Origin of the sequence: Streptomyces sp. CA-179760 (assembly GCF_050937045.1) — a bacterium.
GTDB lineage: Bacteria > Actinomycetota > Actinomycetes > Streptomycetales > Streptomycetaceae > Streptomyces.
The window spans coordinates 1,127,584-1,152,807 of sequence record NZ_JBNJLZ010000001.1 but is presented as its reverse complement, the minus strand read 5'-3'; the positions used below and the strand labels follow the sequence as shown (position 1 = coordinate 1,152,807).

Below are 25,224 nucleotides of genomic sequence, written 5' to 3'. Positions count from 1 at the left end.
TCCGCCGTAGGATGCGGGAGACAGCAGGGCAGGCGGCTTGATCGGGAGCAGTAGACCATCGTGAGCAGCGAGAACTCTTCGTCGGACGACGTGCGGCAGGTGTGGGACGTCGTCGTGGTGGGCGCGGGACCCGCGGGAGCTTCGGCCGCGTACGCGGCGGCGGTCGCCGGGAGACGTGTGCTGTTGCTGGAGAAGGCTGAGCTGCCGCGGTACAAGACGTGCGGCGGCGGCATCATCGGCCCCTCGCGTGACGCCCTCCCGCCCGGCTTCGAGCTGCCGCTCAAGGACCGGGTGCACGCGGTGACGTTCTCGCACAACGGCCGCTTCACGCGGACCCGCCGGTCCAAGCAAATGCTGTTCGGGCTGATCAACCGGCCCGAGTTCGACCAGCAGCTCGTCGAGCACGCGCAGAAGGCGGGCGCCGAGCTGCGTTCGGGTGTCACCGTCCAGCGGGTCGAGCAGCACGGCTCGGAGGTGCCGGACCGGCGCACGGTCGCCGTCGTCCTGCAAGGCGGCGAGGTCCTGCTCGCGCGGTCGGTGGTCGGGGCCGACGGCAGCGCCAGCCGGATAGGAGCGCATGTCGGGGTCAAGGTCGACCAGGTGGATCTCGGCCTGGAGGCGGAGATCCCGGTGCCGGAGACCGTCGCCGAGGACTGGAAGGGACGGGTGCTCATCGACTGGGGCCCGATCCCCGGCAGTTACGGCTGGGTCTTCCCCAAGGGCGACACCCTCACCGTCGGGGTGATCTCGGCGCGGGGCGAAGGCGCCGCGACGAAGCGGTACTTGGAGGAGTTCATCGGCCGGCTGGGCCTCGCCGGCTTCGAACCGAGCATCTCGTCCGGACACTTGACGCGCTGCCGGGCCGACGACTCGCCGCTGTCCCGCGGCCGGGTGCTGGTCTGCGGTGACGCGGCGGGGCTGCTGGAGCCGTGGACCCGCGAGGGCATCTCCTTCGCGCTGCGGTCCGGCCGGCTCGCGGGGGAGTGGGCGGTACGGATCGCCGAGGCGCACGACGCGGTGGACACCCGCCGGCAGGCCCTCAACTACGCGTTCGCGGTCAAGGCCGGGCTCGGCGTGGAGATGAGCGTCGGCAAGCGGCTGCTGACGGTGTTCGAGCGTCGCCCCGGTCTGTTCCACGCGGCGGTGACGGGTTTCCGCCCGGCCTGGAAGGGATTCAAGGACATCACGCGGGGTGCGACGTCGCTGGGCGAGATCGTCCGCACCCATCCGATGGCCCAGCGGGCCCTGACCGCGATGGACCGCCGTCCCGCGACGGGCGGCGAGGTCAGCTCGTCACCGTGATCTCGAAGACCGGGTGGTCCGGGGCGATCCGGCGCAGCTCGTCGTCCGGGGAGTCCGGGCCCACCCCGTTGAAGAACACCCCGACCTCCGCCTTCCAGCGCTTGAGGTAGGCGCGCAGGATCGGGGTCTTGTCGTCGTCGGCCACCTCGGTCGCGGTGAACGTGTCCACGTGCTTGCCGAGGTGCAGCTCGCCGCCGCCCGAGGCGCGCATGTTGTGCGTCCACTGGACATGGCCGCGGGGTGCGACCAGGTACTGCCGGCCGTCCAGGGTCATCAGGTTGACCGGAGTGGTGCGCCACTGGCCGCTCTTGCGGCCGCGGACGGCGAGGACACGGGAGCCCCAGACGCTGATGCCGCGGCGGGTCATCCAGGCCACGAAGCGGTTGAGGACGTTGACGGTGAGCCAGCCGGGCTTCTGGACGTGTGTGGACATGGGATCCCCCTGATCTCTGATGAGTGGAGCAGTGCGCTCGTCGCTGTCGGCGATGGAGCGGTGCTCTCTTTTGTGAGCACTGCTCTCTCCAGCTGGATCCAGTCTGCCCGAGCAGGCGCTCCAAAGCAAGAGCGCTGCTCTCGTTTGTGTGCACCGCTCTTGCTTTCATGGCACACTTTCCCGCATGAGCACCACACACGGCGCCCGGGCCCGGGCCCGGATCGAAGTCACCGCGGCCATCAAGGACGAGGCCCGCAGACAGCTCGCGGCCGAGGGCGCCGCGAGGCTCTCCCTGCGGGCCGTCGCCCGTGAGCTCGGCATGGTCTCCTCCGCGCTGTACCGCTACTTCCCCAGCCGTGACGACCTGCTGACCGCACTCATCATCGACGCCTACGACTCCCTCGGCGAGTCCGCCGAGGCGGCCCACGACGCGGCCGCGGACTCCGGGCCGCAGCAGCGCTGGATCGCCGTGTGCGAGGCGGTGCGGGGCTGGGCGCTGGACCGTCCGCACGAGTACGCGCTCATCTACGGATCGCCCGTCCCCGGCTACACAGCCCCCGAGACCACCGTCCCGGCCGCCTCCCGCGTCGGACTGCTGTTCTTCCGCATCGTGCGCGACGCCCACCGCGGCCTGGGTCTCGCCGAACCGTCGCTGCCGGACGACCTGCGCCCGGAGGCCGAGCGGATGGCCGCCGACCTCGCGCCGGACCTCCCGCCGGAGACGGTGACGGCCCTCGTCGCGGCCTGGGCCCAGCTGTTCGGGCTGGTCGGCTTCGAGCTGTTCGGGCAGTTCCACCGGGTGGTGGAGGACCGGGAGGCGTTCTTCCGGCATGCGGCGGGGCAACTCGCTCACGGGGTGGGACTGGTGTATCCGCAGCGCGGGCCCGCCTCCTAGCGGCGGACCCCAGCCCGACTGGAGTCCGAGGCGCTGAGAGGCCTTCGTACTCCACCGGGAGTACGCGTGATCACCACGCCTGGCTGACGCCGCTGCGGGCGGGCGGCGTCTAGCGTGGCCGGTATGGACGAGGAGCGCGCGCGGGGTGGTCCGCCGCAGTGGTGGCGCCATGGGCCTCCGTGGTGGGACCGGTGGGACGAGGGGGAGCGTGCGCCCCGGTGGCCCTGGCGGTCCACCGTCGCCCTCACGGTGTTCGTGCTGGTCGGCTCGAACTTCGCTGCCCACGGTCAGGAGGGCGAGCGGGCGGGCCTGGACCTCTTCGCGCGCGTGCTGCTGCTGGTGGCCGGTGGGCTGTCGCTGTGGCGAAAGCGGTATCCCGTGGCCGTCATGTTCGGCACGGCCGCCGCCGTCATGCTCTATCTGGGGGCCGGTTATCCGTATGGTCCGGTGCTCTTCACCGTCGCTCTGGCGTGCTTCAGTGCGATCGTCGCCGGGCACCGCTGGGCGGCGTGGGCCGCGATGGGAACGCTCTGGGCCGGGCACGTCCTGGTGGCGCACTGGCTCTACCAGTGGCTGCCGCCCTCGGGGGACTCCGCCGCCTCCTGGGGCGAGGAGATCGTCGTCGCCACCTGGGTGGTGGCGATCGCGGCGGTGTCGGAGCTGTTCCGGGTCCGGCGCGAGCAGTGGGTCCGGGAGCGGGCCGAGCGCGCCGAGGCGGCGCGGCGGCGGGCCGACGAGGAGCGGCTGCGGATCGCGCAGGAGCTGCACGACGTCCTCGCGCACAGTATCTCCGTGATCAATGTGCAGGCGGGGGTCGGCCTCGCACTCCTCGACAGCGACCCCGAGCAGGCCCGTACGGCGCTCACCACGATCAAGGACCAGAGCAAGGAGGCGCTCGGTGAGGTGCGCCAGGTGCTCGACACCCTGCGCGCGCCCGGTGCCGCACCCCGCACCCCGGCGCCCGGGCTCGACCGGCTGCCCGAGCTGGTGGAGCAGGCGGCGAGCGCGGGTCTCACCGTCGAGGTGGAAGGCGAGCCGCCGCGCCTCGCCCCCGGCACGGACCTCGCCGCCTTCCGCATCGTCCAGGAAGCTCTGACCAACGTCGTACGGCACTCGGGTTCACGGCACGCGCGGGTGCGCCTCGCGCACGACACGGACACGCTGCGGCTGCGGATCGACGACGACGGGCCCGCGACCCGCGCCGACGCGGGCGGCGGCGGCAACGGGCTGGTCGGTATGCGGGAGCGGGCCGCCGCGCTGGGTGGCACCATCGAGGCGGGGCCCCGCCCGGACGGAGGTTTCCGGGTGCTCGCCGTACTGCCGATGACGGCGTCCGCTGCCGAGTGAGCCGTCAGCGGACGGAGGACGACGCAAGGAGGACCGGTGATCCGCGTACTGCTCGCCGACGACCAGTCACTGGTCCGCGCAGGGTTCCGGGCGCTGCTCGACGCACAGCCGGACATCGAGGTGGCCGCGGAGGCCGCCGACGGCGAGGAGGCCGTGTGCCGGATCCGCGAACTGCGGCCCGACGTCGTCCTGATGGACATCCGCATGCCCGTGCTCGACGGCCTGACCGCGACCCGGAGGGTCACCGGGGACCCGGGCCTGAAGGACGTCAAGGTGGTCATGCTCACCACCTTCGAGCTCGACGAGTACGTCTTCGAGGCGATCCGCTCGGGTGCCTCCGGCTTCCTGGTCAAGGACACCGAGCCGGAGGAACTCCTGCGCGCGGTGCGGGCGGTGGTCGCGGGCGACGCACTGCTCTCGCCGGGGGTGACGCGCCGGCTGATCGCCGAGTTCGCGGCCCGCTCCAAGGAGCCCGCGGCGGCCGACGCCCTGGCGGGGCTCACGGAGCGGGAGCGGGAGGTCATGGCACTGGTCGGCATGGGCCTGTCCAATGAGGAGATCGCCCGCCGGCTGGTCGTCAGTCCGCTCACGGCGAAGACCCACGTGAGCCGCACCATGGTGAAGCTCGGCGCCCGCGACCGCGCCCAACTGGTCGTGCTGGCCTATGAGTCGGGGCTGGTGCGGCCGGGCTGGCTGGGCTGAGTTCCTGACCGGAACCGGAGCAGCACACTGACGACCCGGGCGGCGAAGCGTACGGGCGCGAGCACCAGCCCGGTGCGCCCGGTGGGCAAGCCGTCCCGCCGGGCGCACTGTGGAAGGCGTCCCCCTAGTCGCGTACGGGAACGCGCTCCGCCTCCCTGGGGGTGGACCGGGCGACCACGACGGACGGCCGGTCCCGGCGGGTCCGCAGGCCCGTGAGGGTGATCAGCAGGCCGGCGAGGGCGATGAGGGTCACGACCACGAGGCCGGGCCGGTAGCTGTCGAGGACGGCCTGCGGGGTGGCGGCGCCCTTCTCCGGACTGTTCGCGGTCACCACCGCCGTCACCACCGCGAGGAAGATCGCGCCGCCCACCTGGACCGAGGTGTTGAGCAGCCCGGAGACCATGCCCTGCTCGTGCTCGTCCACGCCGTTGGTGGCCTGGACGTTGAAGGACGGGAAGGTCAGCGCGAAGCCCGAGCCGACCAGCAGCATCGTCGGCAGGATCACCGACGCGTAGACGGGGTTCAGGTCGATGCGCAGGAACAGGACGTAGCCGGCCACCATCAGGGCGAAGCCGAGCACCATCAGCCGGGCGGTCCCGAACCGGTCGATGACGGCGCCCACATGTGCATGCATGAGATGCAAGTGCATGTAATGCAGGCGCAATGATCCCGGCTCTCTGTTACCGTGCGGCCCATGGCGGCGAAGCAGGCCGAGCAGGCGCTCGTGGAACAGTGGCGGGACATTCTGGCGCTGCACGCGCGAACACAGTGTGAACTCGACCGTGCTCTGCACGGCCACGGCCTGTGCGCCAGCGACTTCGAGGTGCTCGACGTCCTCGCCGGGTGCAGGACGCCCAAAGGCACCCCGTCCTACCGCGTACAGGAGATCTCCGAGCGGGTCCATCTGAGTCAGAGCGCGCTGTCGCGGCTGATCGCCCGGCTGGAGAAGGAGGGGCTCGTGGAGCGCTGCATGTGTTCCGAGGACCGGCGGGGCGTGCAGGTCGCGCTCACGGCCAAGGGGCGCGCGCTGCACGGCGAAGTACTGCCGGTGCAGCGCGCGGTGCTGGCGAGGACGCTGACGGAGGACTGAGCGCCTGGGTGCAGGGCGGTCAGACCCCGGACGTCTCCCGCCACAGCGTGGCGAGCGCCTGGTCGCCCGTGGCCTTCGGCAGGGGCGCCCGGTTCCACAGGGCCAGATACAACTGCTCCGCCGGGCCGGACAGTTCGCACTCCGCCTCGCCGGTCGCGCCCCGCGTGGTCACGGGCGGTTCCGAGGACAGTCGTACGGTCCACACCGCGCCGGTGTCGTCCGTGCGTACGCGCAGGACGCGTGGCTCGGGGGTGCGCACCCTGCTCCTGGAGCGGGCGTGGAAGCCGCGCAGCAGTTCGTCGATGCCGTCGGTCGCGAAGTCCGGGGCGACGGGAGTCGGGGCGCCTCCGCGTGCGGACTCGGCGTCGATCCGGTGCACGGCCGTCTCGTGCGCCTGCCGCCGGGTCCAGAAGGCCAGCGGGGACGGCGCGGGCAGGAAGGCCCAGCACTCCACGTCGGGCGAGGCACCGGCCAGGGTGTCGACGAGGTGGCGGTGGCTCTCGCGGTACCAGGCCACGAGCTCCGCGCCGTCGAGGTCCGGGGCCTCACCCGGAGGGCGCGGATCGGTGAGCCCCTCGGCGACGTAGGACGCGGCCCAGCGGTGCACCGCGCCCGTGTGCCGCAGCAGGTCGCGCACCTGCCACTCCGGGCAGGTCGGCACCTTCGCGTCCGTCCCGGCCTCCTCGGCTGCCGCGGCCAGCAGCAGGCCCTCTGACTCCAGCGCGTGCAGGAACTCGGCGGTCTCCATGACTCCGAGTCTGCCGTATGGAGCACACTCCAGGCCCCGGGATTTCGCGGGGCTGCTACGGCAACGGCGTACCGCCCGTGGCGTTGACGATCTCGGCCGTGATGTACGACGCCTCCTGCGAGGCGAGGAAGACATACGCCGGAGCCATCTCGGCCGGCTGCGCGGGCCGTCCGATCGGCGCCTGCTTGCCGAACGTCTGCGTGTCCGGCAGCGTCGCCGGGATCAGCGGCGTCCACACCGGGCCCGGCGCCACCGCGTTGACACGAACGCCCCGGTCGATCAGCATCTGCGCCAGCCCCTGCGTGAACGTGACGATCGCGCCCTTCGTCGTCGCGTAGTCCAGCAGGTGCGGACTGGGCTTGTAGGCCTGCACCGACGCGGAGTTGATGATGCTGCCGCCCTCCGGGATGTGCGGCAGGGCCAGCTTGCACAGCCAGAACATGCCGTACAGGTTGGTGCGCAGTACCCGGTCGAACTGCTCGGTGGTGATCGCCTCGATGCCGTCGGGCTGCGACATCTGGTACGCCGCGTTGTTCACCAGGACGTCGATCCGGCCGAACTCGGCGACGGCACGGTCGATCAGCGCCCGGCAGTTGTCCTCCTCCCGTACGTCGCACGGGACGGGCACGGCGCGCCGGCCGGCCTCCTCGACCAGGCGGGCCGTCTCGGCCGCGTCGTCCTTCTCGTCGTCGAGGTGGGTGAAGAGCACGTCGGCCCCCTCCCTGGCACACGCCAGGGCGACCGCGCGGCCGATCCCCGAGTCCCCACCGGTGATCACGGCCTTGCGGCCCTCCAGGCGGCCACTGCCCCGGTAGGACTCCTCACCGTGGTCCGGGGGCGGGTCCATGGGGCCGGTCCAGCCGGGATGCGGCTGATCCTGGGACGGAAACTCGGGGGTCGGGTGGAGGTCGCTCGGGTGCTGTTGTTCGGTCACGGGTCTGCCTCCTCGTCCATGACGTACGGTCCGGTGATCACAGACGTACGGCCCGGTGATCGCGACGGGCGTGGCCACGGGTACCCAGGAACGCGGCATGCCGATCAGCAGGCCGCGGCCGGTCGGCGGACTCCGGCGACCGCCTTGTCAGCTCCCGGCCGGCCGCCGTGTCGCCGCCCCACGAGCGCCCCGACCGCCGCCGCCAGCGCCGCGAGCACCGCCACGCTGGTCAGGGCCGTCGGCAGGCTGAACCAGTCCGCCATGAAGCCGATCGCGGGCGGTCCGAGCAGCATGCCGCCGTAGCCGAGGGTGGAGGCCGTGGCGACGCCGCTCGGGCCGGCGAGCGCGCCCGCGCGTTCCACGGCCACGGGGAAGAGGTTCGCGAGGCCGAGGCCGGTGACCGCGTAGCCGAGCAGGGCCGCCCAGAGGGAGGGGGCGAGTGAGCCGAGCAGCATTCCGGCCGCCGCGGTGGTGCCGCCCGCGACGACGGTCCGGGTCCGCCCCAGGCGTTCCAGGAGCGTGGTGCCGGTCAGCCGCCCCACCGTCATGGCGAGCGCGAAGCAGGAGTAGCCGGCGGCCGCGGCGCCCGGCGAGACGTCCAGGTCCTGTTCGAGGTGCAGGGCGCCCCAGTCGGCCAGCGCCCCCTCGCCGTACGCGGTGCACCCCGCGATCACGCCGAAGACGATCACCAGCCCCCGGGTGCGGCCGTCCAGCCGTCGCGGGGCGCCCTTCGCGGAGTGTTCCCGCTCCGGCGGCCTCGGCGGCTCGTGCCGCAGGAGCGTCGGTCCCGCCAGGGCCGTCACCAGCAGTCCGACGACGGTGAGCAACAGCAGATGCCGGGTGGGGGAGAGGACCCCGCGAGCAGCCCGCCCAGACCCGCGCCGATCATGCCGCCCAGGCTGAACGCGGCGTGGAAGCTCGGCATGATCGGCCGCCGCAGCGCGGCCACCAGCTCGACGGCTGCGCTGTTGAAGGCGACGTTGATTCCGCCGTACGCGGCGCCGAAGAGCAGCAGCACGAGGCCGAGCGCGAATACGGAGTGGGTCAGTGGGGGCAGGGCCACGCTGAGGGAGAGGAGGACGGCGCAGACGACGGTGACCTGGTGGTTGCCGTAGCGGCGGCACAGGCGACCGGTGAGGGTCATGGTGATGACGGCGCCGGCCGAGACACCCAGGAGGGCGAGGCCCAGGGCGCTGGCGGAGGCGTTCGTCTGTTCCTTGATGGCGGGGATGCGCACGACCCAGCCGGCGAAGACGAAGCCGTCGAGGGCGAAGAAGACGGTGAGCGCGATACGGAGTCGGGTCAGGGAGCTGCCGTCGCCCGGCACGGCACTGTGCGTTCGGGGTTTGTTTATTTGCGGCACAAACTCAGGCTAGGTGGGTGCGGGGGCGACGACAAGGTGCGACTCTGGGACGAGAGGCATCCGCCGAGAGGGAAGCCGAGGCGACTCGGGAGGACGCATGGGACGTGACGTGCCGGCCCTGGTGTTCACGCGGGAGGACCGCCGTCGCTACCGGCAGAAGATGCACACCGACCTCGAGGCGCTGGCGCGGATGCTCGCCGAGTCGGGCTTCGAGAGCGAGCGGCCCCGGGTCGGGCTGGAGATCGAGCTCAACCTGGTGGACGACGAGGGACTGCCCGCGATGCGGAACACCGACGTGCTCCAGGCGATCGCCGACCCCGCCTGGTCGAGCGAGCTGGGCCGCTTCAACCTGGAGATCAACATCCCGCCCCGGGAGCTCACGACCGGCGGCCCCGGAGACTGGGAGCGGGAGATCCGGGACGCCCTGAACCACGCCGAGGACCGCGCCTCGGCCGTCGGCGCCCACCTGATCATGGTCGGCATTCTGCCGACGCTGGGGGAGACGCATGTGAGCGAGGCCGCCCTGTCCGGCGACCCCGGTACCAGTTGCTCAACGAGCAGATCTTCGCGGCGCGCGGCGAGGACCTGCGGATCACGGTCGACGGTGTCGAGCGCCTCGCGACCTACGCCGACACCATCACCCCCGAGGCCGCCTGTACCAGCACCCAGTTCCACCTCCAGGTCGCCCCGAAGGAGTTCCCGCACTACTGGAACGCGGCCCAGGCCATCGCGGGCGTGCAGATCGCCCTCGCGGCGAACTCGCCCTACCTCTTCGGCAGGGAGCTGTGGCGCGAGACCCGTATCCCGCTGTTCGAGCAGGCCACCGACACCCGCCCCGAGGAGATCAAGGCCCAGGGCGTCCGCCCCGGGTGTGGTTCGGGGAACGCTGGATCACCAGCGTCTTCGACCTCTTCGAGGAGAACGTGCGCTACTTCCCGGCCCTCCTGCCGCTGTGCGACGACGAGGACCCGCAGCAGGCGCTCGACGGGGGCGGCGTTCCGCAACTGGGCGAACTGACCCTGCACAACGGCACGATCTACCGCTGGAACCGCCCGATCTACGCCGTCACCGACAGCGGGCCGCATCTGCGCATCGAGAACCGGGTACTGCCCGCCGGCCCGACCGTCGCCGACACCATCGCCAACGGTGCCTTCTACTACGGACTGACCCGCGCCCTGGTCGACGAGGACCGGCCGGTGTGGACGCGGATGTCCTTCTCGGCCGCCGAGGAGAATCTGCACACCGCGGCCCGCGACGGCATCGACGCGCGCCTGTACTGGCCGGGAGTGGGCGAAGTGCCGGTCACGGAACTGGTGTTGCGGCGCCTGTTGTCCCTCGCCCACCGGGGCCTGGAGCTGGCCGGCATGGACGACGCCTGGCGGGAACCCCTGCTCGGCATCATCGAGCAGCGCTGCGTCACGGCCCGCAACGGTGCCCTCTGGCAGGCCGAGACGGTCCACCATCTGGAGAAGGCCGGCATCTCCGACCGGCGTGAGGCACTGCGGCAGATGACCAAGACGTACATGGACTACATGCACATGAACGCGCCCGCGCACACGTGGCCCGTGGACTGACCCCGGCGGCATCGCCCGGTCAGGCCCGGCCCGGAGCGACCGTGCCCCGCCAGTCCCCGGCGGCCGTCAACGGGACCGGGTCGGGCGCCTGCGCCGAGGTCGTCAGCTCGATCCGCCTCCCTTCGGCCGACGAACGCAGCAGGGCCGTCATCGTCTCCAGGACGTGCAGGGCGAGTTCGCCGTTCGCGCGCGGCGTCCGCTGCCCCGCGGCGGCGATGAAGTCGAGCAGTCCGACGCCGCGTGCGCCGTCCTCGTAGCCCGCCGACACCGGCAGGGTGCGCCAGCGGGTGTCGCCGAGCGCGTGCAGCCTGACCTCGCCGTCGAAGCGGTTCGGATCGGGCACCGAGAGGGTCCCCGTCTCGCCGTGGACCTCGATCGGCGCGGCCGTGGTGGCCACACCGTCGAAGCTCGTCGTGAGCGTCGTCAGCGCCCCGCCCGCGTGTTCGAGCACTCCGGAGACATGGCTGTCCACCTCGACCGGGATCCGTTCGCCCGTGCGCGGCCCGGAACCGATGATCCGCTCGGCGCGCAGCCGCCCGGCCGCCCCGATCACGGCACGCACCGGGCCCAGCAGATGGATCAGGGACGTGAGGTAGTACGGCCCCATGTCCAGCAGGGGGCCGCCGCCCTCGGTGTAGTAGAAGTCGGGGTGGGGATGCCACCGTTCGTGGCCCGGGGTGATCATCACGGCCGAGGCGAACTGGGGGCGTCCGATGCTCCCCGCCTCCACGGCCGCACGAGCCGTCTGGACCCCGGTGCCCAGGACGGTGTCCGGCGCGCACCCCACACCGACGCCCGCCTTCGCGGCGGCCTCCACGACGGCACGGGCGTCGGCGAGTGTGGCGGCCAGCGGCTTCTCCCCGTAGACGTTCTTTCCCTGACCGAGGGCGCCGAGGGCGATCCCGGCGTGGGCGGCCGGGGTGGTGAGGTTCAGCACCGTGTCCACGTCCGGGCTGCCCAGCAACTCCTCGACGGTCAACGCCTGGACGCCGGGCAGTTCGGCGGCGACCGCGGCCGACCGGGAGGCGTCGAGGTCGGCGACCGCCGTGACGCGCACGGCGGGATGTCCGGCGAGCGTGTCGAGGTACGCGCGGGAGATGACGCCGAGTCCTACGACGCCGATGCGGTGCGCGTCGCCCACAGCATGCCCCTCTCGATGATGGTGCGGACGTCGGGGTGCTCCAGCACGTCGAGGCTGTGCCCCGGTGTCGTCACCAGGACGCGCCCGGCACCCCACCGGCGGGTCCAGACCGCCGGCGAGGTGACGGGCCGGTGCCAGGGCTGCCACGGCCGGGCGGGATGCGTGGTGGTGGCCAGGACGTCGATGAGGTCGTCGTGGAGCACCCAGTACTGCTCGGTGTCCAGCTCGAAGTCCTCGATGCCCGCCGTGACGGGGTGGGCGCGGCCGGCCTCGGTGAGGCTGATGGTGTGCGGCAGGAAGTTGTCCTCCGCCCCGCCCCGGCGCTCGCACGGTTCCTTGCCCGGATGGGTGGCGAACTGGCCGCCGACCAGGTGGAGATAGTCGGCCGAGGCGCGGAACGAGTCGGCGATGCCGCCGTGCCAGCCGGTGAAACCGGTGCCGGCCACGACCGCCGAACTCAGTCCTGCCACTTGTTCACGCGTGATCTCCGACATCGTCACGCACTGCACGACGAGGTCGGTGCCCGCCATCTCGGCGGTGTCGGCGTAGACGTCGGTCGATTCCTCGACCCGGACGGCGTATCCGTTGTCCCGGAGGAAGGGCAGGAACAGCTCCGTCGCCTTGACCGGCTCGTGGCCTTCCCATCCGCCTCGGACAACCAGGGCTCTTTTCTGCGTCATCGTGATCTCACTATGCGCGGGGCGCCCGTGCTCCGAAAAGAGGGCCGGGCCTCACGAAAGTTTCGCGGCCGAGGCCCGGGCGCCGATGGTCCAGCAGGCCGCGGTGAAGCGGACTTCGGAGCCGTGCACGAACGGTTCGAAGGCAGAGCGGACTGTTTCGACGACCCGTGCGCGCGTCTCCTCGTCCACCTCGGGCAGGAACATGCCGACGGCGCCGAGCCGGGTGAAATAGCGGACCAGTTCCTTCTCGGGCATCGTGCAGACGATGTCGACCGGCCGGATGTCGATCTCGGCCCAGCCGCCTTCGGTGAGGACGCGACGGACCTTGTCCGGGTCCGCGAAGGCGAACTGCCCCGGCTCGTCGGGCCGCCGGACGGGCAGGTCCGGCAGCAGCGGCGCGGCGGCGCGCTGGGCCGTCGTCATGAACGGGTTCTCGGCGGGGTCCCGCCAGACGACCAACCGGAGCGCGGCGTCGTCCCGGGCGGCGCTCCGGAGATTGGCGAAGGCCCGGACAGGGTCGTCGAAGAACATGACGCCGAAACGCGAGACGACGGCGTCGAAGGTGCCGGGCTCGAAGGCGTGCTCCTGCGCGTCGCCGCGGACGAAGGAGGCCGCTGCGTCCTCCCGCTCGGCGCGTGCCCGGGCGGTGTCGATCAGCGGCCCGGAGATGTCGACGCCGACACAGTGCCCCGCCGGGCCGAGCCGTCGCGCGACGGCCAGGGTGGTGCCCCCGGTCCCACAGCCGACGTCGAGCACGTGTTCCGCGCCTTCGGCGGACACGGCGTCGACGAGCAGGTCCTCGATGGGCCCGAACATCTCGTCCAGCACCGGCTGGAGATCCACCCAGGCGTGACCGGCGCGTCCGTTCCAGCGGGCGGTCTGTTCGTCGTCGTTCCTGCGCTCGGCGTCCATGGTCGTCGGCTCTCCTTCTGCTTTCCGTCTGCTTGCCTTGTGTCTTGCCTCGGTCGGGGCGAGATGACAGCGTTCTACTTCAAGCCGACTTGAGGTCAAGGGAATGACGGACCTGGACATCGCCGAAGTGGCGCAGCGCGCCGGGGTGGCCGCCTCGACGCTGCGGTTCTACGAGGAGAAGGGGCTGATCTCCCCGACCGGACGGCGAGGGCTGCGCCGGCAGTTCGATACCGGCGTACTGGAGCGGCTGGCGCTGATCGCGCTGGGGCGGAGAGCCGGGTTCTCGCTCGACGAGATCGCGCAGATGTTCGCGCCGGACGGGCCGCCCCGGATCGACCGGGGCATGCTGGCGGACAAGGCGGAGGAGCTGGACCGCCGGATCAGCGAACTGGGCGTGCTCCGCGACTCCCTGCGACACGCCGCCGCCTGCCCCGCGCCGAGCCACATGGAGTGCCCCACCTTCCGCGGCCTGCTCGACACGGCGGCGTCAGGCGGTGTCCCCACGCCGAGGAGGCGGACGCCGCCGCCCGGCGGATAGCAGCCCGTTCGGACTTCCTGCCGGTCACGGCCCGGAGGTGTGCGCCGGACGACTGGGCCCTGCAGCCGCGCGCCGGTCAGCCGCTCCGCGCGCTGTCGCCGTGCGGGCCGTCCGTCTCCCGCTCCGGCGTCGTCGTCACGGTCGCCACCCCGCGCGCCCGCAGCTCCGCGAGGACGGCCGGGTCGGCGGTGTCGTCCGTGACCAGGGTCCAGCCCTCGCACAGGGCCGTCCAGGCGTGGAAGGGGCGGCGGCCCAGCTTGGCCGCATGGGCGAGGACGTAGACGTGGTCGGCGCGGCGGGCCATCAGCTCCTTGAGGCGGGTCTGACGCAGATCCGCCTCGCAGATGCCGAGTTCGGGGGAGATGCCGTCCGTGCCGAGGAAGACCCGGTCGAACGTCAGGCGCTCCAGGGCGGCCTCCGTGAGCGGCCCGACGAAGCCCTGGCTGAGCGGGCGCAGGGTGCCGCCGAGGCACTCGACGTGCACCGTCTCGACATCGGACAGCGCCTGGAGGGCGGTGAGCCCGGTCGTCGCCACGGTGAGGTCCTCGGCCGTGCGCAGCTCGTGGGCGAGCGCGCCGACCGTGGACCCGGCGTCGAGCAACAGCGTCTCCCCGGGCCGTACCTGGGCCGCCGCCCAGCGGGCGATGGCCTGCTTGGCCTCGAAGGCCTCGCCCACGCGCTGCCGCAGGGACGCCTCGGGGTGCGCGGCCAGCGCCATGGCTCCGCCGTAGGTGCGGGCCAGGCGGCCGTCGGTGGTGAGCTTGGCCAGGTCGCGGCGGATGGTCGAGGCCGTCACACCGAACAGCTGCGAGAGTTCCTCCACGCTCGCCAGGCCGGTGGTGGTGGCGAGGTGGACGATGCGGTCGCGCCGCGCCTTGGATCCGGTCACAGACATAGGTTCTTCAGATCCTCAATAGTCCTGGGCCGTCCTGGGCCGCAGACGTGCCTGCCGCGTACCGCGGTCAGCGGGCGGCCGGAGCGGTCGACATCTCGGCGGCCTGGCGCAGAGCCTCGACCATGCTACCGGGCTCGGCCCGGCCGGTTCCGGCGATGTCGAAGGCCGTGCCGTGGTCGACGGAGGTGCGGATCACCGGCAGCCCGACGGTGAGGTTGACCCCGGCCTCGATGCCGAGGACCTTGACGGGGCCGTGCCCCTGGTCGTGGTACATCGCGACGATGAGGTCGTAGTCGCCGCGCGAGGCCAGGTAGAACGCCGTGTCCGCGGGCAGCGGGCCGCGCGCGTCGATGCCGTCGGCGCGTACCGTCTCCAGCGCCGGGACGATCTTCGTCTCCTCCTCGCCGTAGCCGAACAGGCCGTTCTCGCCCGCGTGCGGGTTGATGCCGCAGACACCGATCACCGGGTCCGGGGTCCCGGCGCGCACCATCGCCTCGTGGCCGCGGCGCACCGTGCGCTCCACCAGGCCGGGCTCGATGCGGTTCACGGCGTCGATCAGCCCGATGTGGGTGGTGACGTGGATGACCTTCACCCGGGGGGTCGACAGCATCATCGACACCTCCTCGACGCCCGTGAGGTGGGCGAGGAGTTCGGTGTGGCCGGGGTAGAGGTGGCCGGCGGCGTGCAGGGCGCCCTTGTTGAGCGGGGCGGTGCAGATGCCGTCCACCTCGCCACGCAGCGCGAGTTCGGCGGCGACACGGACGTAGTGGTAGGCGGCGTCGCCCGCGACGGCGGACAGCTCGCCCCAGGGCAGGTCGGCGGGGAGCAGCCCGAGGTCGATCACGTTGATCCGGCCGGGCGTGAACTCCGCCTGGGCCGGACCGTCGACGGGCACGATCTCGCAGGAGATGCCGAGGATGCCGGCGGCCTGCCGCAGGCGCTCGGCGTCGCCCACGACGACGGGGCGGCAGTCGCGCAGGGTATCGGGGTGCAGCAGCGCCGGCACGATGACCTCGGGCCCGATGCCCGCGCCGTCGCCCATGGTCACCGCGATGACCGGGAGCGGCCGGGAGGCCGCGGCGGTCTGGCCGGCGGTGGCGGCGGAGGAGGGGGCTGCGTTCACGGGGCTACTCCTGTGGGGTCGGTCGGAACGTGACGTACGGGTGCGGGGCGCAGGGCTTGGACGATGCGCCGCAGGGAGTCGGCCCCGCCGTAGCTGCCGGGCCGGGTGACGACCGAGCGGCCGTCGGGTGTGCGGGAGAGGACCGCGCCGTGGTGGATCTGGCCCACCGGGCGCAGGTCGGTGACGCTCAGGACGTCCAGGACGCGGCGGGCGGTCTCGCCGCCGGTGAGGACCAGGTCGCAGTCGCGCGCCGCGTCGGCGACGGTGTCGGCGAGCGCGGCGACGAGACGGCGCGCGAGGGAGGGGCCGGCCGCTCCGGTGATGCGGACGACCGTGACGGCGGCGACGGGAGGTGCGAGCCGCCGAGGGGAGTCCAGCAGATCGCGGGTGCTGAGGGAGACCTCGCGTACTCCGTCCGCGAGGAGGTGCGCGACCTGTTCGCGGGCTGTCGGTTCGGCCGTGCCTACGACGATCAGCAGCGGCCGGACGACGTCCCCGGGGGTGAGGGCGCTCGTCCCGGTAGCCCCGGCCGTACTCAGGCGCCGCCCCAGGGCGCCCGCGAGACCGCCGGTGCCCAACAGCCCTATCCCGGGACCCAGTTCGAGGGCGGCAGCGGCGATCGCGTCGAGGTCGGCCTCGGTCTCCGCGTCGCACACCGGATGCCGTCCCTGCGCGAAACACGCACGCAGTGCCTCTTGGAGCGCGCCGGGTGCGCCGCGTACGTCCATGAGTGGCACCGGAGCTGACGGCAGGTCACCGAGCGCGACGGCGACCGAGGCCGGGGCGGGCCGCGCCTCGGCACGCCAGGCGTCCGTCTTGTGCAGCGGCACCCCGTCGAGGTGGACGACCCCACCCCGGACCGTGCGCCGGGCCGCCGGCAGCGCGGTCGCGATCACCACGCCCCGGCCGTCCCCCGCGTAGGCGGCCGCCTCGGCGGAGAGGTTGCCCCTGAGCAGCGAGTCGACCTTCTTGAAGAGCACCGTTCCGGCGGGCACCGCGTGCGTGACGTCCCGGACCGCCCGCGCCGCCTCGGTGCCGGGCAGCTGCCGCGAGTCGAGATCGAGGACGAGCGACTCCCCGGGCGCGGCGGCGACCGGTCCGGGGACCGGCCCCAGCAGGATCCGGGCGGGCGAGCGCAGCGCCACCGCGGTCTCGGCGGCACCGGACAGATCGTCGGCGAGAGCGAGTACGGGCAGGTGGGCGGCCTGGACGTGGCCGCCGGGGCCGGCTGCGGAGAGGGACACGGGTACCTCCTCGGGCGGCCCGGTCGGGCTGCCTCGGGAACCGATGATGACATGAGTTGCGCGAAATGCGCGAGACCCCTTGCGCACTTCGCGCAGTCGTGCCACCTTTTCCGGCGCGACACCTGTTCGTATCCCGCCCGGCCGGGCCCCCGACCGGGCCGCGGCGAGAGCCGCACGAACACCACGAGCCGGTCGCCCCCGGAACGCGAGAAGGTCGACGATGACCCCAAGCCCCTATGACGCACCCCCGGACCACCGCCCCCAGTGGGAGCCCCTCGGCCGCCCCGTCCGCCGCCGCACCCTGCTGCGCCTCGGCGCGCTCGGCGGCACGGGTCTCGCCCTCGGCCCCTCTCCGCCTGCGCCGGACCCACCGGAGCCCCCGGCCCGGGCACCCTCACCCTCGGCCTGAACCGCTCCCTGGTGAGCCTCGACAACAAGCTGAACCAGTTCGACGCCGCAGTCACCGTGCAGCGCGCCGTCCGCCAGGCCCTCACGGGCATCGGCCCCGGCATGCGCGTCCAGCCGGTCCTCGCCGACCGGTTCGCGATGACCGGGCCGACCGCCTGGAGCGTGCGGCTGCGCGAGGGCGTGCGCTACTCCGACGGCAGCCCCGTCACCGTCGAGGACGTCGCCACCGCCCTGGAGATGTACGGCAAGGTCAACGGCTCCTTCCTCCTCGGCCTCTTCCCGGAGCTGCCCACCGTCGAGAAGACCGGCGAGCGCACCTTCGAGCTGCGCACCGAGCGCCCGGTGCCCGTGCTCGACCGCCTCATGGCCAACATCCACATCACCCCGGCCGCCGCCAACCGCCCCGAGGAACTCCAGAGCGGCGTCGGCTCCGGCCCGTACAAGGTGATCGAGGCCAACAGCGGCGCGGGTGAGTACACCCTGGCCCGCAACCCCCGCTACTGGGGCCGCCCGGCCCACGTCGACACCGTCCGGGTGCGCTTCGTGCCCGAGGAGTCCAGCCGGGTCATCGCCCTGCGCAGCGGCGAGCTGGACGTCGTCGACACCCTCACCCCGGACTCGGCCGAGCAGCTCACCGGCCTGCCGGGCGTCACCGTCGAGGAGACCGCCGGCGTCCGCATCTCCCAGCTCTTCTACAACTTCCGCAAGCCCGACGACCACCCCCTGGCCGACGCCCGCGTGCGCCGCGCCCTCACCTACGCCATCGACGGCGAGGCGCTGGTGAAGGACGTCCTCACCGGCTCCGCCGAAGCCGCCGAGGGAGTCGTCCCGCTCGCCCTCGAAGGCGCGGTACGCACCGGCGCCTACACCTACGACCCGCGCAAGGCCAGGGCCCAGCTGAAGCAGCTGGGCGCCGAGGGCCTGCGGATCCGCGTCATCTGGGAGTCGGGCGAGTTCGCCGCCGACAACTCCGTCATGGAAGCCGTCGCCGACATGTTCCGCGACATCGGCGTCCGCGCCTCCCTGCTCCAGTTCGAACCGGGCGGCGACATCCTGAAGTGGCGGCAGGGCCGCGGCGGCGACTGGGACATCATCGGCAACGGCTTCCCCGGCACCACCGGCCAGGCCCTCACCTCCCTCCAGGGCATGTACGGCGGCACCCCCGAGCGGGAACGCACCCGCGACACCTACATGGGCTATGTCATCCCGGACATCCAGCGCCGCCTGGAGGACGCCGCCACCGAGACCGACGCCGCCGCCCGCGACCGCAAACTGGCCGCCGCGCAGCACGCCGTCTGGAACACCTGGCCCAGCCTGTGGGCCTTCGCCCCCAAGACGCTGCTCGCCCGCCGCGAGCGCGTGCACGACCTGGGCCTGCTCCAGCTCAACTCCTACGATCTGTCCGCCGTACGGCTGGAGGGCTGAGCCGTGGCCACCTACCTCGCCCGCCGCGTCGGCCAGAGCCTGCTGGCCGTCTTCCTCACCCTCACCACGGTCTTCCTGCTGCTGCGCCTGGCCCCCGGGGACCCGGCCGCCGCCTACGCCGCGCCCAGCGCCACAGCAGCCGATCTCGCCCGCATCCGGGCCCAGTTCGGCCTCGACGAACCGATGATCACCCAGTACGGCATCTTCCTGCGGGACCTGTGCACCGGGAACCTCGGCACCAGCTACTCATTCCACGCCTCCGCGTTCCAGGTGGTCATGGACCGGCTGCCGTACACCATCACCCTCGCGGTCTCCGCCATCGCGGTCACCACCGTCGTCGCCGTCCCGCTCGGCGTGTGGATGGCCCGGCGCGCCGACACCAAACGGGAGCTGAGCGCCAACGTCCTGACGATCACCGGGCAGTCGATGCCGGACTTCTGGACCGGCGTGATGCTGCTGACCGTCTTCGCGGTGCTGCTCCCGGTGCTGCCCGCCTCCGGATTCACCTCCTGGAGCGGCCTGATCCTGCCCACCGTGACCGTGGCCGTCCTGCAACTCGCCCTGATCTCACGCCTGGTCCGCCGCGAGATGAGCACCGCGCTCGCCGCCCCCTACACCACGGTCGCCCGCTCCCGCGGTGTTTCCGAACGCACCCTGACCTGGCAGTACGGCCTGCGCAACTCCGCCGTGCCGCTGGTCACCGCCCTCGGCACCCGCTTCGCGGCCCTGCTCAACGGCGTCGTGGTCGTCGAGGTCGTCTTCGGCTGGCCGGGCGTCGGCTCGCTCGTCGTCCGGGCGCTGGAGACCCGGGACTACCCGCTCATCCAGGCCACCGTCCTGGTGACGGCCACCCTCGCGATCCTCGTTCAGCTCCTCGTCGACCTCGCCTACCCGCTGTTCGATCCGCGCGTACGACTCGGAAAGGCGGCCTGACCATGGCCGGTGTCATCTCCACCCCGGTCGCCGGTACCGAGCGGCCCAGCGCCGTCAGCGCCCGCGACCTCGCCCGGGCCACCGCGACCCGGCAACGGCGCGGCTCGCGCTTCAAGATCTGGGCCGGGTCCGTGTGCACGGCCCTCGTGGTCCTGCCCGTCGCCCTGGCGAGCCTGCTGCCCCTGCCGGAAGCCAACGCCCAGGACCTCTCGGAGCGCAGGCTGCCGCCGCTCAGCGCAGGGCATCTGCTCGGCACCGACCAGCTCGGCCGCGACCTGCTGTCGCGCATCCTGCACGGCGGCCAGGTCTCCCTTTCGGTCGGCGTCCTCGCGGTCCTTGTCTCCGGGCTGATCGGCATCCTCGCCGGGTCGGCCGCGGGCTTCTTCGGCGGCTGGGTCGACGCGCTCGTCTCCCGCTTCCTGGAGGCCCAGCTCGCCCTGCCCCTGCTGATGATGCTGCTGCTCGTGGTCGCCCTCTTCGGGCCCTCCGTCACCGTCATCACCTGCGTCATCGCCGTCGCGCAGTGGCCCGAGGTGGCGCGGCTGACCCGCTCCCTCGTCCTGGTCGAGCGCGAGAAACCGTACGTCGCCGCCGCACGCGTGCTGGGCCTGCGCGGCTGGCAGATCCTCACCCGGCACGTGGTGCCCAACGTCGTACGGCCCGTGAGCCTCGTCGTGCTGCTGCTGCTCGCCCAGGCCGTGCTGCTGGAGAGCGCGCTGAGCTTCCTCGGCGCCGGACCGCAGCGGCCCTTCGCCACCTGGGGCCGCATCATCTCCGACGGCCAGGCCTACATCACCACCTCGTGGTGGCTGGTCACCCTGCCCGGCCTGGTCATCGCCCTCCTCGTGGTCGGGGTCAACCTGCTGGGCGACGGACTGCGGGACCGCACCCGCCGCCGGAAGGGAGCGGGAGCATGAGCACCGAGACACCCCTGCTGGACGTCCGTGACCTCCAGATCGAACTCATCACCGCGCACGGCGTCGTCCGGGCCGTCGACGGAGTGAGCTTCACCGTCGGCCACGGCGAGACCGTCACCCTGATCGGCGAGTCCGGATCCGGCAAGTCGACCACCGCGATGGGCGTACTGCGTCTGCTGCCGGAGGGACTGGCCGTGCTGTCGGGCAGCGTCCGCGTCGGCGGCCGGGACGTCGTCGCCGACCCCGGCGCGGCCCGCGCGATACGCGGCCGGACGGTGTCCCTGATCCCGCAGGACCCGATGACCGCACTCAGCCCCGTCCACACCGTCGGCCGGCAGCTCGGCGAAGCGATCCGCCTGCGCCACCCCGAACTGTCCAGGGCCCAGGCCCGCGACAAGGGCATCGAGCTGCTCGCCCAGGTACGCATCACGCGTCCCGAGACCCGCTGGAAGTCCTACCCGCACCAGTTCTCCGGCGGCATGCTGCAACGCATCCTCATCGCCATCGCCCTGGCCGGCGATCCGGAGTTGCTCGTCGCCGACGAACCCACCTCCGCACTCGATGCGACCGTGCAGGCCAGCGTCCTGGACCTGCTGATGGAGCTCCAGGAACGCACCGGCATCGGCATGCTGATGATCACCCACGACCTGGGCGTGGCCCGGCTGGTCTCCGACCGCATCCACGTCATGAAGGACGGCCGCTTCGTCGAGTCGGGGCCCGCCGAGCAGATCGTCGACCAGCCGGCCGAGCCTTACACCCGAGCCCTCCTCGCCGCAGTGCCCCGTCTTGGCGCCTGGGACGAGTCCGTCGTACCGGGAGCCGCCACATGACTCTGTTGTCCGTAGAGGACCTGGTCGTCGAATACCCGACCTCGAACGGCCCCTTCCGCGCCGTCGACCAGGTCGGCTTCCAGCTGGACAAGGGCGGCTCGCTCGCGGTCGTCGGCGAGTCCGGCTGCGGCAAGTCGACCCTCGCCCGTGCCCTGGTCCGGCTGCTCACCCCACGCTCCGGCCGCATCGTCCTCGACGGCACGGACATCGCCACCCTCCCGGAGCGGAGGCTGCGACCGCTGCGGCGCCGCGTCCAAATGGTCTTCCAGGACCCCTACGGCTCCCTCGACCCCCATCTGACCGCCCAGCAGATCGTGGCCGAGCCGCTGCGCCTCGGCGGTGTGTCGAACCGCGCCGAACGGGCCCGCCGTGCCGCCGAGCTGCTCGACCAGGTCGGCCTGCCCCCGTCCGCGCTGGAGCGCCGCCCGGCCGACTTCTCCGGCGGCCAGCGGCAGCGCATCGGCATCGCCCGCGCCCTCGCCTCCCGGCCCGACCTGCTGGTGTGCGACGAGGCGACCTCCGCGCTCGACGTTTCCGTACAGGCCCAAGTGCTGGCGCTGCTAAGGGAGTTGCAGGAGGAGACGGGCATCGCCTACCTCGTCATCGCGCACAACCTGGGCGTGGTGCGCGAGATGAGCACGGACGTCGTGGTGATGCGGGCCGGCCGCGTGGTCGAGGCCGGACGGACCGAAACCGTCCTCGCGGCTCCGGCCGACCCCTACACCCGCGCCCTGCGCCGCGCCGCACTCGACCCGATTGCCATCCACGGCGTGAAACCGCGCCGTGCACTGGAAGGAAGCTCCTCGTGACCACCGGCCTCACCCTGCCGAACACCTCCGTTCCGCTGTCGCGTCTCGTCCTGGGCACGATGACCTTCGGTGACACCGTGGACCGTACGACGGCCGCGTCGATGCTGGACGCCGCGCTGGATGCGGGCATCACGGGGGTGGACACCGCGAACGGCTATGCGGGCGGTGACAGTGAGCGGCTGCTGGGGGAGTTGCTGCCGGGTCGCCGGGAGCGGGTCGTGCTGGCGACCAAGGCTGGCATCGCGCATCCCGACCAGGGCGACCATGCGCCGCTGTCGCCGGCCGGGCTGCGGGCCGCGCTGGAGGGCAGCCTGAAGCGGCTCGGCACCGACCATGTCGACCTGTTCTATCTGCATCAGCCGGACCGTGCGACGCCGCCGGCCGAGACGCTGGCGACGGTGGCCGAGTTCGTGCGGGAAGGGAAGGTCGGTGCGCTGGGTGTGTCCAACCATGCGGCCTGGCAGATCGCCGAACTCTCCCGCACGGCTGAGGAGGTGGGGGCTCCGCGTCCGGTGATCGCGCAGCAGTTGCACAACCTCCTCGCCCGCCGCATCGAGGAGGAATATGTGGAGTACGCGGCCGTCAGCGGTTTGCGCACGGTGGTCTACAACCCGCTCGGCGGTGGCCTGCTCACCGGACGGCACACCTTCGAACAGGCCCCGGACCGTGGTCGTTTCGGTGATTCGAAGCTGGCCGCGATGTACCGGCAGCGGTACTGGGACGAGGACCTGTTCCGCGCCGTCACCGACCTCACCCGCATCGCCTCCGACGCCGGGCTGGCGCTGACCGACCTCGCCCTGCGCTGGCTGCTGGAGCGCCCCTCCACCGACGCACTGCTCCTGGGCGGCTCGAAGGCCGAGCACCTGCTCGCCAACATCACGGCAGCCGCCGCCGGGCCGCTGCCCGCCGATGTCACCGCGGCCTGCGACGAGGTCGGCGCCCGCCTGCGCGGCCCGATGCCCGCCTACAACCGTTGACCCCACACCCCGGACCGTTACGGAGACCCCCCTCATGGCAACCGGCCGCACCCCAGCCGAGTTCACCACCGCCCTGCGCGCCCGCGAACAGCTCATCGGCTACTGGTCCCTGCTCGACTCACCCATCGCCGCCGAACGCCTGGCCCGCCTGGGCTACGACTACCTCGCCTTCGACGCCCAGCACGGCCTCTTCGGCTACCAGGGCATGCTCAACAACCTCCTGGCCACCGACACCAAAGGCTCCACCGCCGTCGGCATCGTGCGCGTGGAGGCCAACGACCCCACCTACATCGGCAAAGCCCTCGACGCGGGCGCCACCGCTGTCATCGTCCCGCTGATCGACACCGCCCAGGACGCCGCCGACGCCGTCGCCGCCGTGCGTTACCCACCACTGGGCCGCCGCTCCTACGGACCCATGCGCGCCCAGCTCCGCATCGGCCCCGACCCCGCCGACACCCATGCCCAGACCGCCGTCCTCGCCATGATCGAAACCGCCGACGGCCTCGCCAACGTCGAAGAGATCTGCGCCACCGACGGCCTCGACGGCATCTACGTCGGCCCCTCCGACCTCCGCCTCGCCCTCGGCGGCGCCACCTCCACCGACCCCTCCATCCAGCAGGAGTTCGAGCAGGCCCTGGCCCGCATCAGCAAAGCAGCCGAGGCCGCGGGCATCGCCGCCGGCATCCACAACCCCGACGGCACCAGCGCCGCCCAACGCCTCGCCCAGGGCTACACCTTCGCCACCGTGGCCTGCGACCTCATCCACCTGCAACAGGCGGCCGCCGGCCACCTGACCGCCGCGCGTCAGGCGGGCGAGACCCGATGACCACCCCCGACGGCACCCTGCGCCCCCACCCCACCGAACCGGGCCGCGCCGAGACCCACTTGGCCGCTCCCGCCGTGCAGAACCACGCCGCCAACCTCACCGTCCTGCCCAGTGGAGACCTGGGCTGCGTCTGGTTCGGGGGCACCCAGGAAGGTGTCGCCGACATCTCGGTGTGGTTCTCCCGCCTCGCCCAGGGCGCCGGCACCTGGTCCCTCCCCGTGCGGCTCTCCGCAGACGACACCCGGTCCGAGCAGAACCCGCTTTTGTTCCCCGCCCCCTCGGGCGAGCTCTGGCTCCTCCACACCGCACAGCGCGCCGGCCACCAGGACACGGCGGAGGTCCGGCTGCGCGTCAGCCACGACGAGGGCGCCACCTGGGGCCCCGCCCGCGTCCTGTTCCCTGCCACCGAGCAGGGCGGCGTGTTCGTGCGCCAACCGATCGTCCAAGTGCCGTCCGGAGAGAGGCTGTTGCTCCCCGTCTTCCGCTGTGTCGCCACTCCTGGCACCTCCTGGTCGGGCGACCGGGACACCAGTTCCGTCATGATCAGCGACGACGGCGGACGCACCTGGCGCGAACGCCCCGTCCCGGGCAGCACCGGCCTCGTCCACATGAACATCAGCCCGCTGCCCGACGGTTCACTCCTGGCCCTCTTCCGCAGCCGTCGCGCGGACGCCGTGCACAGCAGCGCGTCGTACGACGACGGCGAGACCTGGACCGAACCGCGCCCCCTGGACCTGCCGAACAACAACTCCTCGATCCAGTACACCGTGCTGGCCGAAGGCAGGCTCGCCCTGGTCTACAACCACAGCAGCGCGGCGGACGCCGTCGCCCGCAGGGTCTCGCTGTACGACGAGATCGACGACGGGGGAGTGGCAGGGACGCCCGCGGAAACCGCCCCCACGGGCGACGCGTTCTGGGGCGCCCCCCGAGCCCCGCTCTCCCTCACCCTCTCCCCGGACGGCGGACGCACCTGGCCGCTGCGCCACGACCTGGAAACCGGCGACGGCCACTGCCTGACCAACAACTCCCGCGACGGCCTCAACCGCGAGCTGTCCTACCCCTCCCTCGCCCAGACACCGGACGGCACCCTCCACATCGCCTACACCCACCACCGGCGCACCATCAAGCACATCCGTCTGGACGGCGACTGGCTGAAGCGGGAGTTCCCGGCCTGATCA

General features: G+C 72.4%; 25 protein-coding genes and 3 pseudogenes. 16 read left to right on the top strand and 12 right to left on the bottom strand.

The genetic code is table 11. The features are described from left to right. The first annotated feature begins 60 nt into the window (after positions 1–60). The gene (locus tag ACQEV8_RS04995) at positions 61–1,302 is read left to right on the top strand and encodes a geranylgeranyl reductase family protein (protein ID WP_432957659.1); all 1,242 of its coding nucleotides are present in this window, start codon (positions 61–63) and stop codon (positions 1,300–1,302) included. Here the strand turns inward: ACQEV8_RS04995 and ACQEV8_RS04990 are convergent. Beyond that, positions 1,286–1,735, bottom strand: a complete 450-nt coding sequence (locus tag ACQEV8_RS04990) for a nitroreductase family deazaflavin-dependent oxidoreductase (RefSeq protein WP_432957657.1) — start codon at positions 1,733–1,735, stop codon at positions 1,286–1,288. The two genes, ACQEV8_RS04995 and ACQEV8_RS04990, sit on opposite strands and share 17 nt — an antisense overlap. Positions 1,736–1,919: 184 nt before the next feature. Here ACQEV8_RS04990 and ACQEV8_RS04985 point away from each other — a divergent pair, with 184 nt between their 5' ends. From ACQEV8_RS04985 to ACQEV8_RS04975, 3 genes are all read left to right on the top strand, one after another. Further along, complete coding sequence (locus ACQEV8_RS04985) at positions 1,920–2,630, top strand: TetR/AcrR family transcriptional regulator (protein WP_432957655.1); 711 nt, start codon at positions 1,920–1,922, stop codon at positions 2,628–2,630. 123 nt (positions 2,631–2,753) lie between these two features. Further along, on the top strand, positions 2,754–3,977 hold the full coding sequence (locus ACQEV8_RS04980) for a sensor histidine kinase (RefSeq protein WP_432957653.1): 1,224 nt from the start codon (positions 2,754–2,756) through the stop codon (positions 3,975–3,977). A gap of 36 nt (positions 3,978–4,013) precedes the next feature. Then, positions 4,014–4,679: a response regulator gene (locus tag ACQEV8_RS04975; protein ID WP_432957651.1), complete on the top strand. Its 666-nt coding sequence runs from the start codon at positions 4,014–4,016 to the stop codon at positions 4,677–4,679. Here the strand turns inward: ACQEV8_RS04975 and ACQEV8_RS04970 are convergent. Together ACQEV8_RS04970 and ACQEV8_RS04965 are read right to left on the bottom strand one after the other, a co-directional pair. Beyond that, positions 4,640–4,744, bottom strand: coding sequence for a DUF6332 family protein (locus tag ACQEV8_RS04970; RefSeq protein WP_432972440.1), 105 nt, complete (start codon positions 4,742–4,744; stop codon positions 4,640–4,642). The two genes, ACQEV8_RS04975 and ACQEV8_RS04970, sit on opposite strands and share 40 nt — an antisense overlap. Before the next feature lie 59 nt (positions 4,745–4,803). Next, a pseudogene (locus ACQEV8_RS04965) lies at positions 4,804–5,301 on the bottom strand (MFS transporter); the annotation flags it as partial. Positions 5,302–5,373: 72 nt separating this feature from the next. Between ACQEV8_RS04965 and ACQEV8_RS04960 the strand changes: the two are divergent. After that, complete coding sequence (locus tag ACQEV8_RS04960) at positions 5,374–5,769, top strand: MarR family winged helix-turn-helix transcriptional regulator (RefSeq protein ID WP_432957649.1); 396 nt, start codon at positions 5,374–5,376, stop codon at positions 5,767–5,769. A gap of 19 nt (positions 5,770–5,788) precedes the next feature. Here the strand turns inward: ACQEV8_RS04960 and ACQEV8_RS04955 are convergent, their stop codons facing one another. The 3 genes and pseudogenes from ACQEV8_RS04955 to ACQEV8_RS04945 form a co-directional block, all read right to left on the bottom strand. Next, positions 5,789–6,517, bottom strand: a complete 729-nt coding sequence (locus tag ACQEV8_RS04955; RefSeq protein WP_432957646.1) for a maleylpyruvate isomerase family mycothiol-dependent enzyme — start codon at positions 6,515–6,517, stop codon at positions 5,789–5,791. A gap of 55 nt (positions 6,518–6,572) precedes the next feature. Continuing rightward, a complete protein-coding gene (locus ACQEV8_RS04950; RefSeq protein ID WP_432957644.1) occupies positions 6,573–7,451 on the bottom strand; it encodes an SDR family oxidoreductase in 879 nt (292 codons plus the stop codon). Positions 7,452–7,555: 104 nt separating this feature from the next. After that, positions 7,556–8,814: pseudogene (locus ACQEV8_RS04945) on the bottom strand (MFS transporter). Between the two features lie 97 nt (positions 8,815–8,911). Between ACQEV8_RS04945 and ACQEV8_RS04940 the strand changes: the two are divergent. Beyond that, positions 8,912–10,388 (top strand): annotated as a pseudogene (locus tag ACQEV8_RS04940) (glutamate--cysteine ligase). A gap of 19 nt (positions 10,389–10,407) precedes the next feature. On the opposite strand, the gene ACQEV8_RS04935 reads toward ACQEV8_RS04940, so the two are convergent. From ACQEV8_RS04935 to ACQEV8_RS04925, 3 genes are read right to left on the bottom strand one after another with little or no spacing between them, the layout of a single operon-like run. Next, entirely contained in the window at positions 10,408–11,529 is a 1,122-nt protein-coding gene (locus ACQEV8_RS04935) for a Gfo/Idh/MocA family protein (protein ID WP_432957642.1), read from the bottom strand. Further along, positions 11,499–12,209 (bottom strand): ThuA domain-containing protein, encoded by a 711-nt coding sequence (locus ACQEV8_RS04930; RefSeq protein WP_432957641.1) that lies wholly within the window; start codon positions 12,207–12,209, stop codon positions 11,499–11,501. Before ACQEV8_RS04930 ends, ACQEV8_RS04935 begins: the two co-directional genes overlap by 31 nt. Positions 12,210–12,260: 51 nt before the next feature. Further along, positions 12,261–13,121 carry a class I SAM-dependent methyltransferase gene (locus ACQEV8_RS04925; protein WP_432957638.1) on the bottom strand — a complete coding sequence of 287 codons (861 nt, stop codon included), beginning with the start codon at positions 13,119–13,121 and terminating at the stop codon, positions 12,261–12,263. A gap of 103 nt (positions 13,122–13,224) precedes the next feature. Between ACQEV8_RS04925 and ACQEV8_RS04920 the strand changes: the two genes are divergently transcribed. After that, a complete protein-coding gene (locus ACQEV8_RS04920; protein WP_432957636.1) occupies positions 13,225–13,659 on the top strand; it encodes a helix-turn-helix domain-containing protein in 435 nt (144 codons plus the stop codon). 76 nt (positions 13,660–13,735) lie between these two features. On the opposite strand, the gene ACQEV8_RS04915 is transcribed toward ACQEV8_RS04920, so the two are convergent. From ACQEV8_RS04915 to ACQEV8_RS04905, 3 genes are all read right to left on the bottom strand, one after another. Continuing rightward, positions 13,736–14,554 carry a DeoR/GlpR family DNA-binding transcription regulator gene (locus tag ACQEV8_RS04915; protein WP_432957634.1) on the bottom strand — a complete coding sequence of 273 codons (819 nt, stop codon included), beginning with the start codon at positions 14,552–14,554 and terminating at the stop codon, positions 13,736–13,738. A 67-nt stretch (positions 14,555–14,621) separates the two neighbouring features. Beyond that, positions 14,622–15,677, bottom strand: coding sequence for a 4-hydroxythreonine-4-phosphate dehydrogenase PdxA (gene pdxA, locus ACQEV8_RS04910; RefSeq protein ID WP_432957632.1), 1,056 nt, complete (start codon positions 15,675–15,677; stop codon positions 14,622–14,624). After that, positions 15,674–16,921, bottom strand: a complete 1,248-nt coding sequence (locus ACQEV8_RS04905; protein WP_432957631.1) for a four-carbon acid sugar kinase family protein — start codon at positions 16,919–16,921, stop codon at positions 15,674–15,676. The genes pdxA and ACQEV8_RS04905 overlap by 4 nt, the downstream gene beginning before the upstream one ends. Positions 16,922–17,141: 220 nt before the next feature. On the opposite strand from ACQEV8_RS04905, the gene ACQEV8_RS04900 reads away from it, so the two are divergent. From ACQEV8_RS04900 to ACQEV8_RS04860, 9 genes are read left to right on the top strand one after another with little or no spacing between them, the layout of a single operon-like run. Further along, on the top strand, positions 17,142–17,330 hold the full coding sequence (locus ACQEV8_RS04900; protein ID WP_432957628.1) for a hypothetical protein: 189 nt from the start codon (positions 17,142–17,144) through the stop codon (positions 17,328–17,330). Positions 17,331–17,341: 11 nt separating this feature from the next. Further along, positions 17,342–18,754, top strand: coding sequence for an ABC transporter substrate-binding protein (locus ACQEV8_RS04895; RefSeq protein ID WP_432957627.1), 1,413 nt, complete (start codon positions 17,342–17,344; stop codon positions 18,752–18,754). A 3-nt stretch (positions 18,755–18,757) separates the two neighbouring features. Then, positions 18,758–19,687: an ABC transporter permease gene (locus tag ACQEV8_RS04890; RefSeq protein WP_432957625.1), complete on the top strand. Its 930-nt coding sequence runs from the start codon at positions 18,758–18,760 to the stop codon at positions 19,685–19,687. A 2-nt stretch (positions 19,688–19,689) separates the two neighbouring features. Further along, positions 19,690–20,604 carry an ABC transporter permease gene (locus ACQEV8_RS04885; protein ID WP_432957622.1) on the top strand — a complete coding sequence of 305 codons (915 nt, stop codon included), beginning with the start codon at positions 19,690–19,692 and terminating at the stop codon, positions 20,602–20,604. Continuing rightward, positions 20,601–21,434, top strand: a complete 834-nt coding sequence (locus ACQEV8_RS04880; RefSeq protein WP_432957621.1) for an ABC transporter ATP-binding protein — start codon at positions 20,601–20,603, stop codon at positions 21,432–21,434. Before ACQEV8_RS04885 ends, ACQEV8_RS04880 begins: the two co-directional genes overlap by 4 nt. Continuing rightward, positions 21,431–22,243, top strand: a complete 813-nt coding sequence (locus ACQEV8_RS04875; protein WP_432957618.1) for an ATP-binding cassette domain-containing protein — start codon at positions 21,431–21,433, stop codon at positions 22,241–22,243. The genes ACQEV8_RS04880 and ACQEV8_RS04875 overlap by 4 nt, the downstream gene beginning before the upstream one ends. Beyond that, complete coding sequence (locus tag ACQEV8_RS04870; protein WP_432957615.1) at positions 22,240–23,220, top strand: aldo/keto reductase; 981 nt, start codon at positions 22,240–22,242, stop codon at positions 23,218–23,220. The genes ACQEV8_RS04875 and ACQEV8_RS04870 overlap by 4 nt, the downstream gene beginning before the upstream one ends. A 34-nt stretch (positions 23,221–23,254) precedes the next feature. Beyond that, positions 23,255–24,046: an HpcH/HpaI aldolase family protein gene (locus tag ACQEV8_RS04865; RefSeq protein WP_432957613.1), complete on the top strand. Its 792-nt coding sequence runs from the start codon at positions 23,255–23,257 to the stop codon at positions 24,044–24,046. Continuing rightward, the gene (locus ACQEV8_RS04860) at positions 24,043–25,221 is read left to right on the top strand and encodes a sialidase family protein (protein ID WP_432957610.1); all 1,179 of its coding nucleotides are present in this window, start codon (positions 24,043–24,045) and stop codon (positions 25,219–25,221) included. Before ACQEV8_RS04865 ends, ACQEV8_RS04860 begins: the two co-directional genes overlap by 4 nt. The last annotated feature ends 3 nt before the right edge of the window (positions 25,222–25,224 follow it).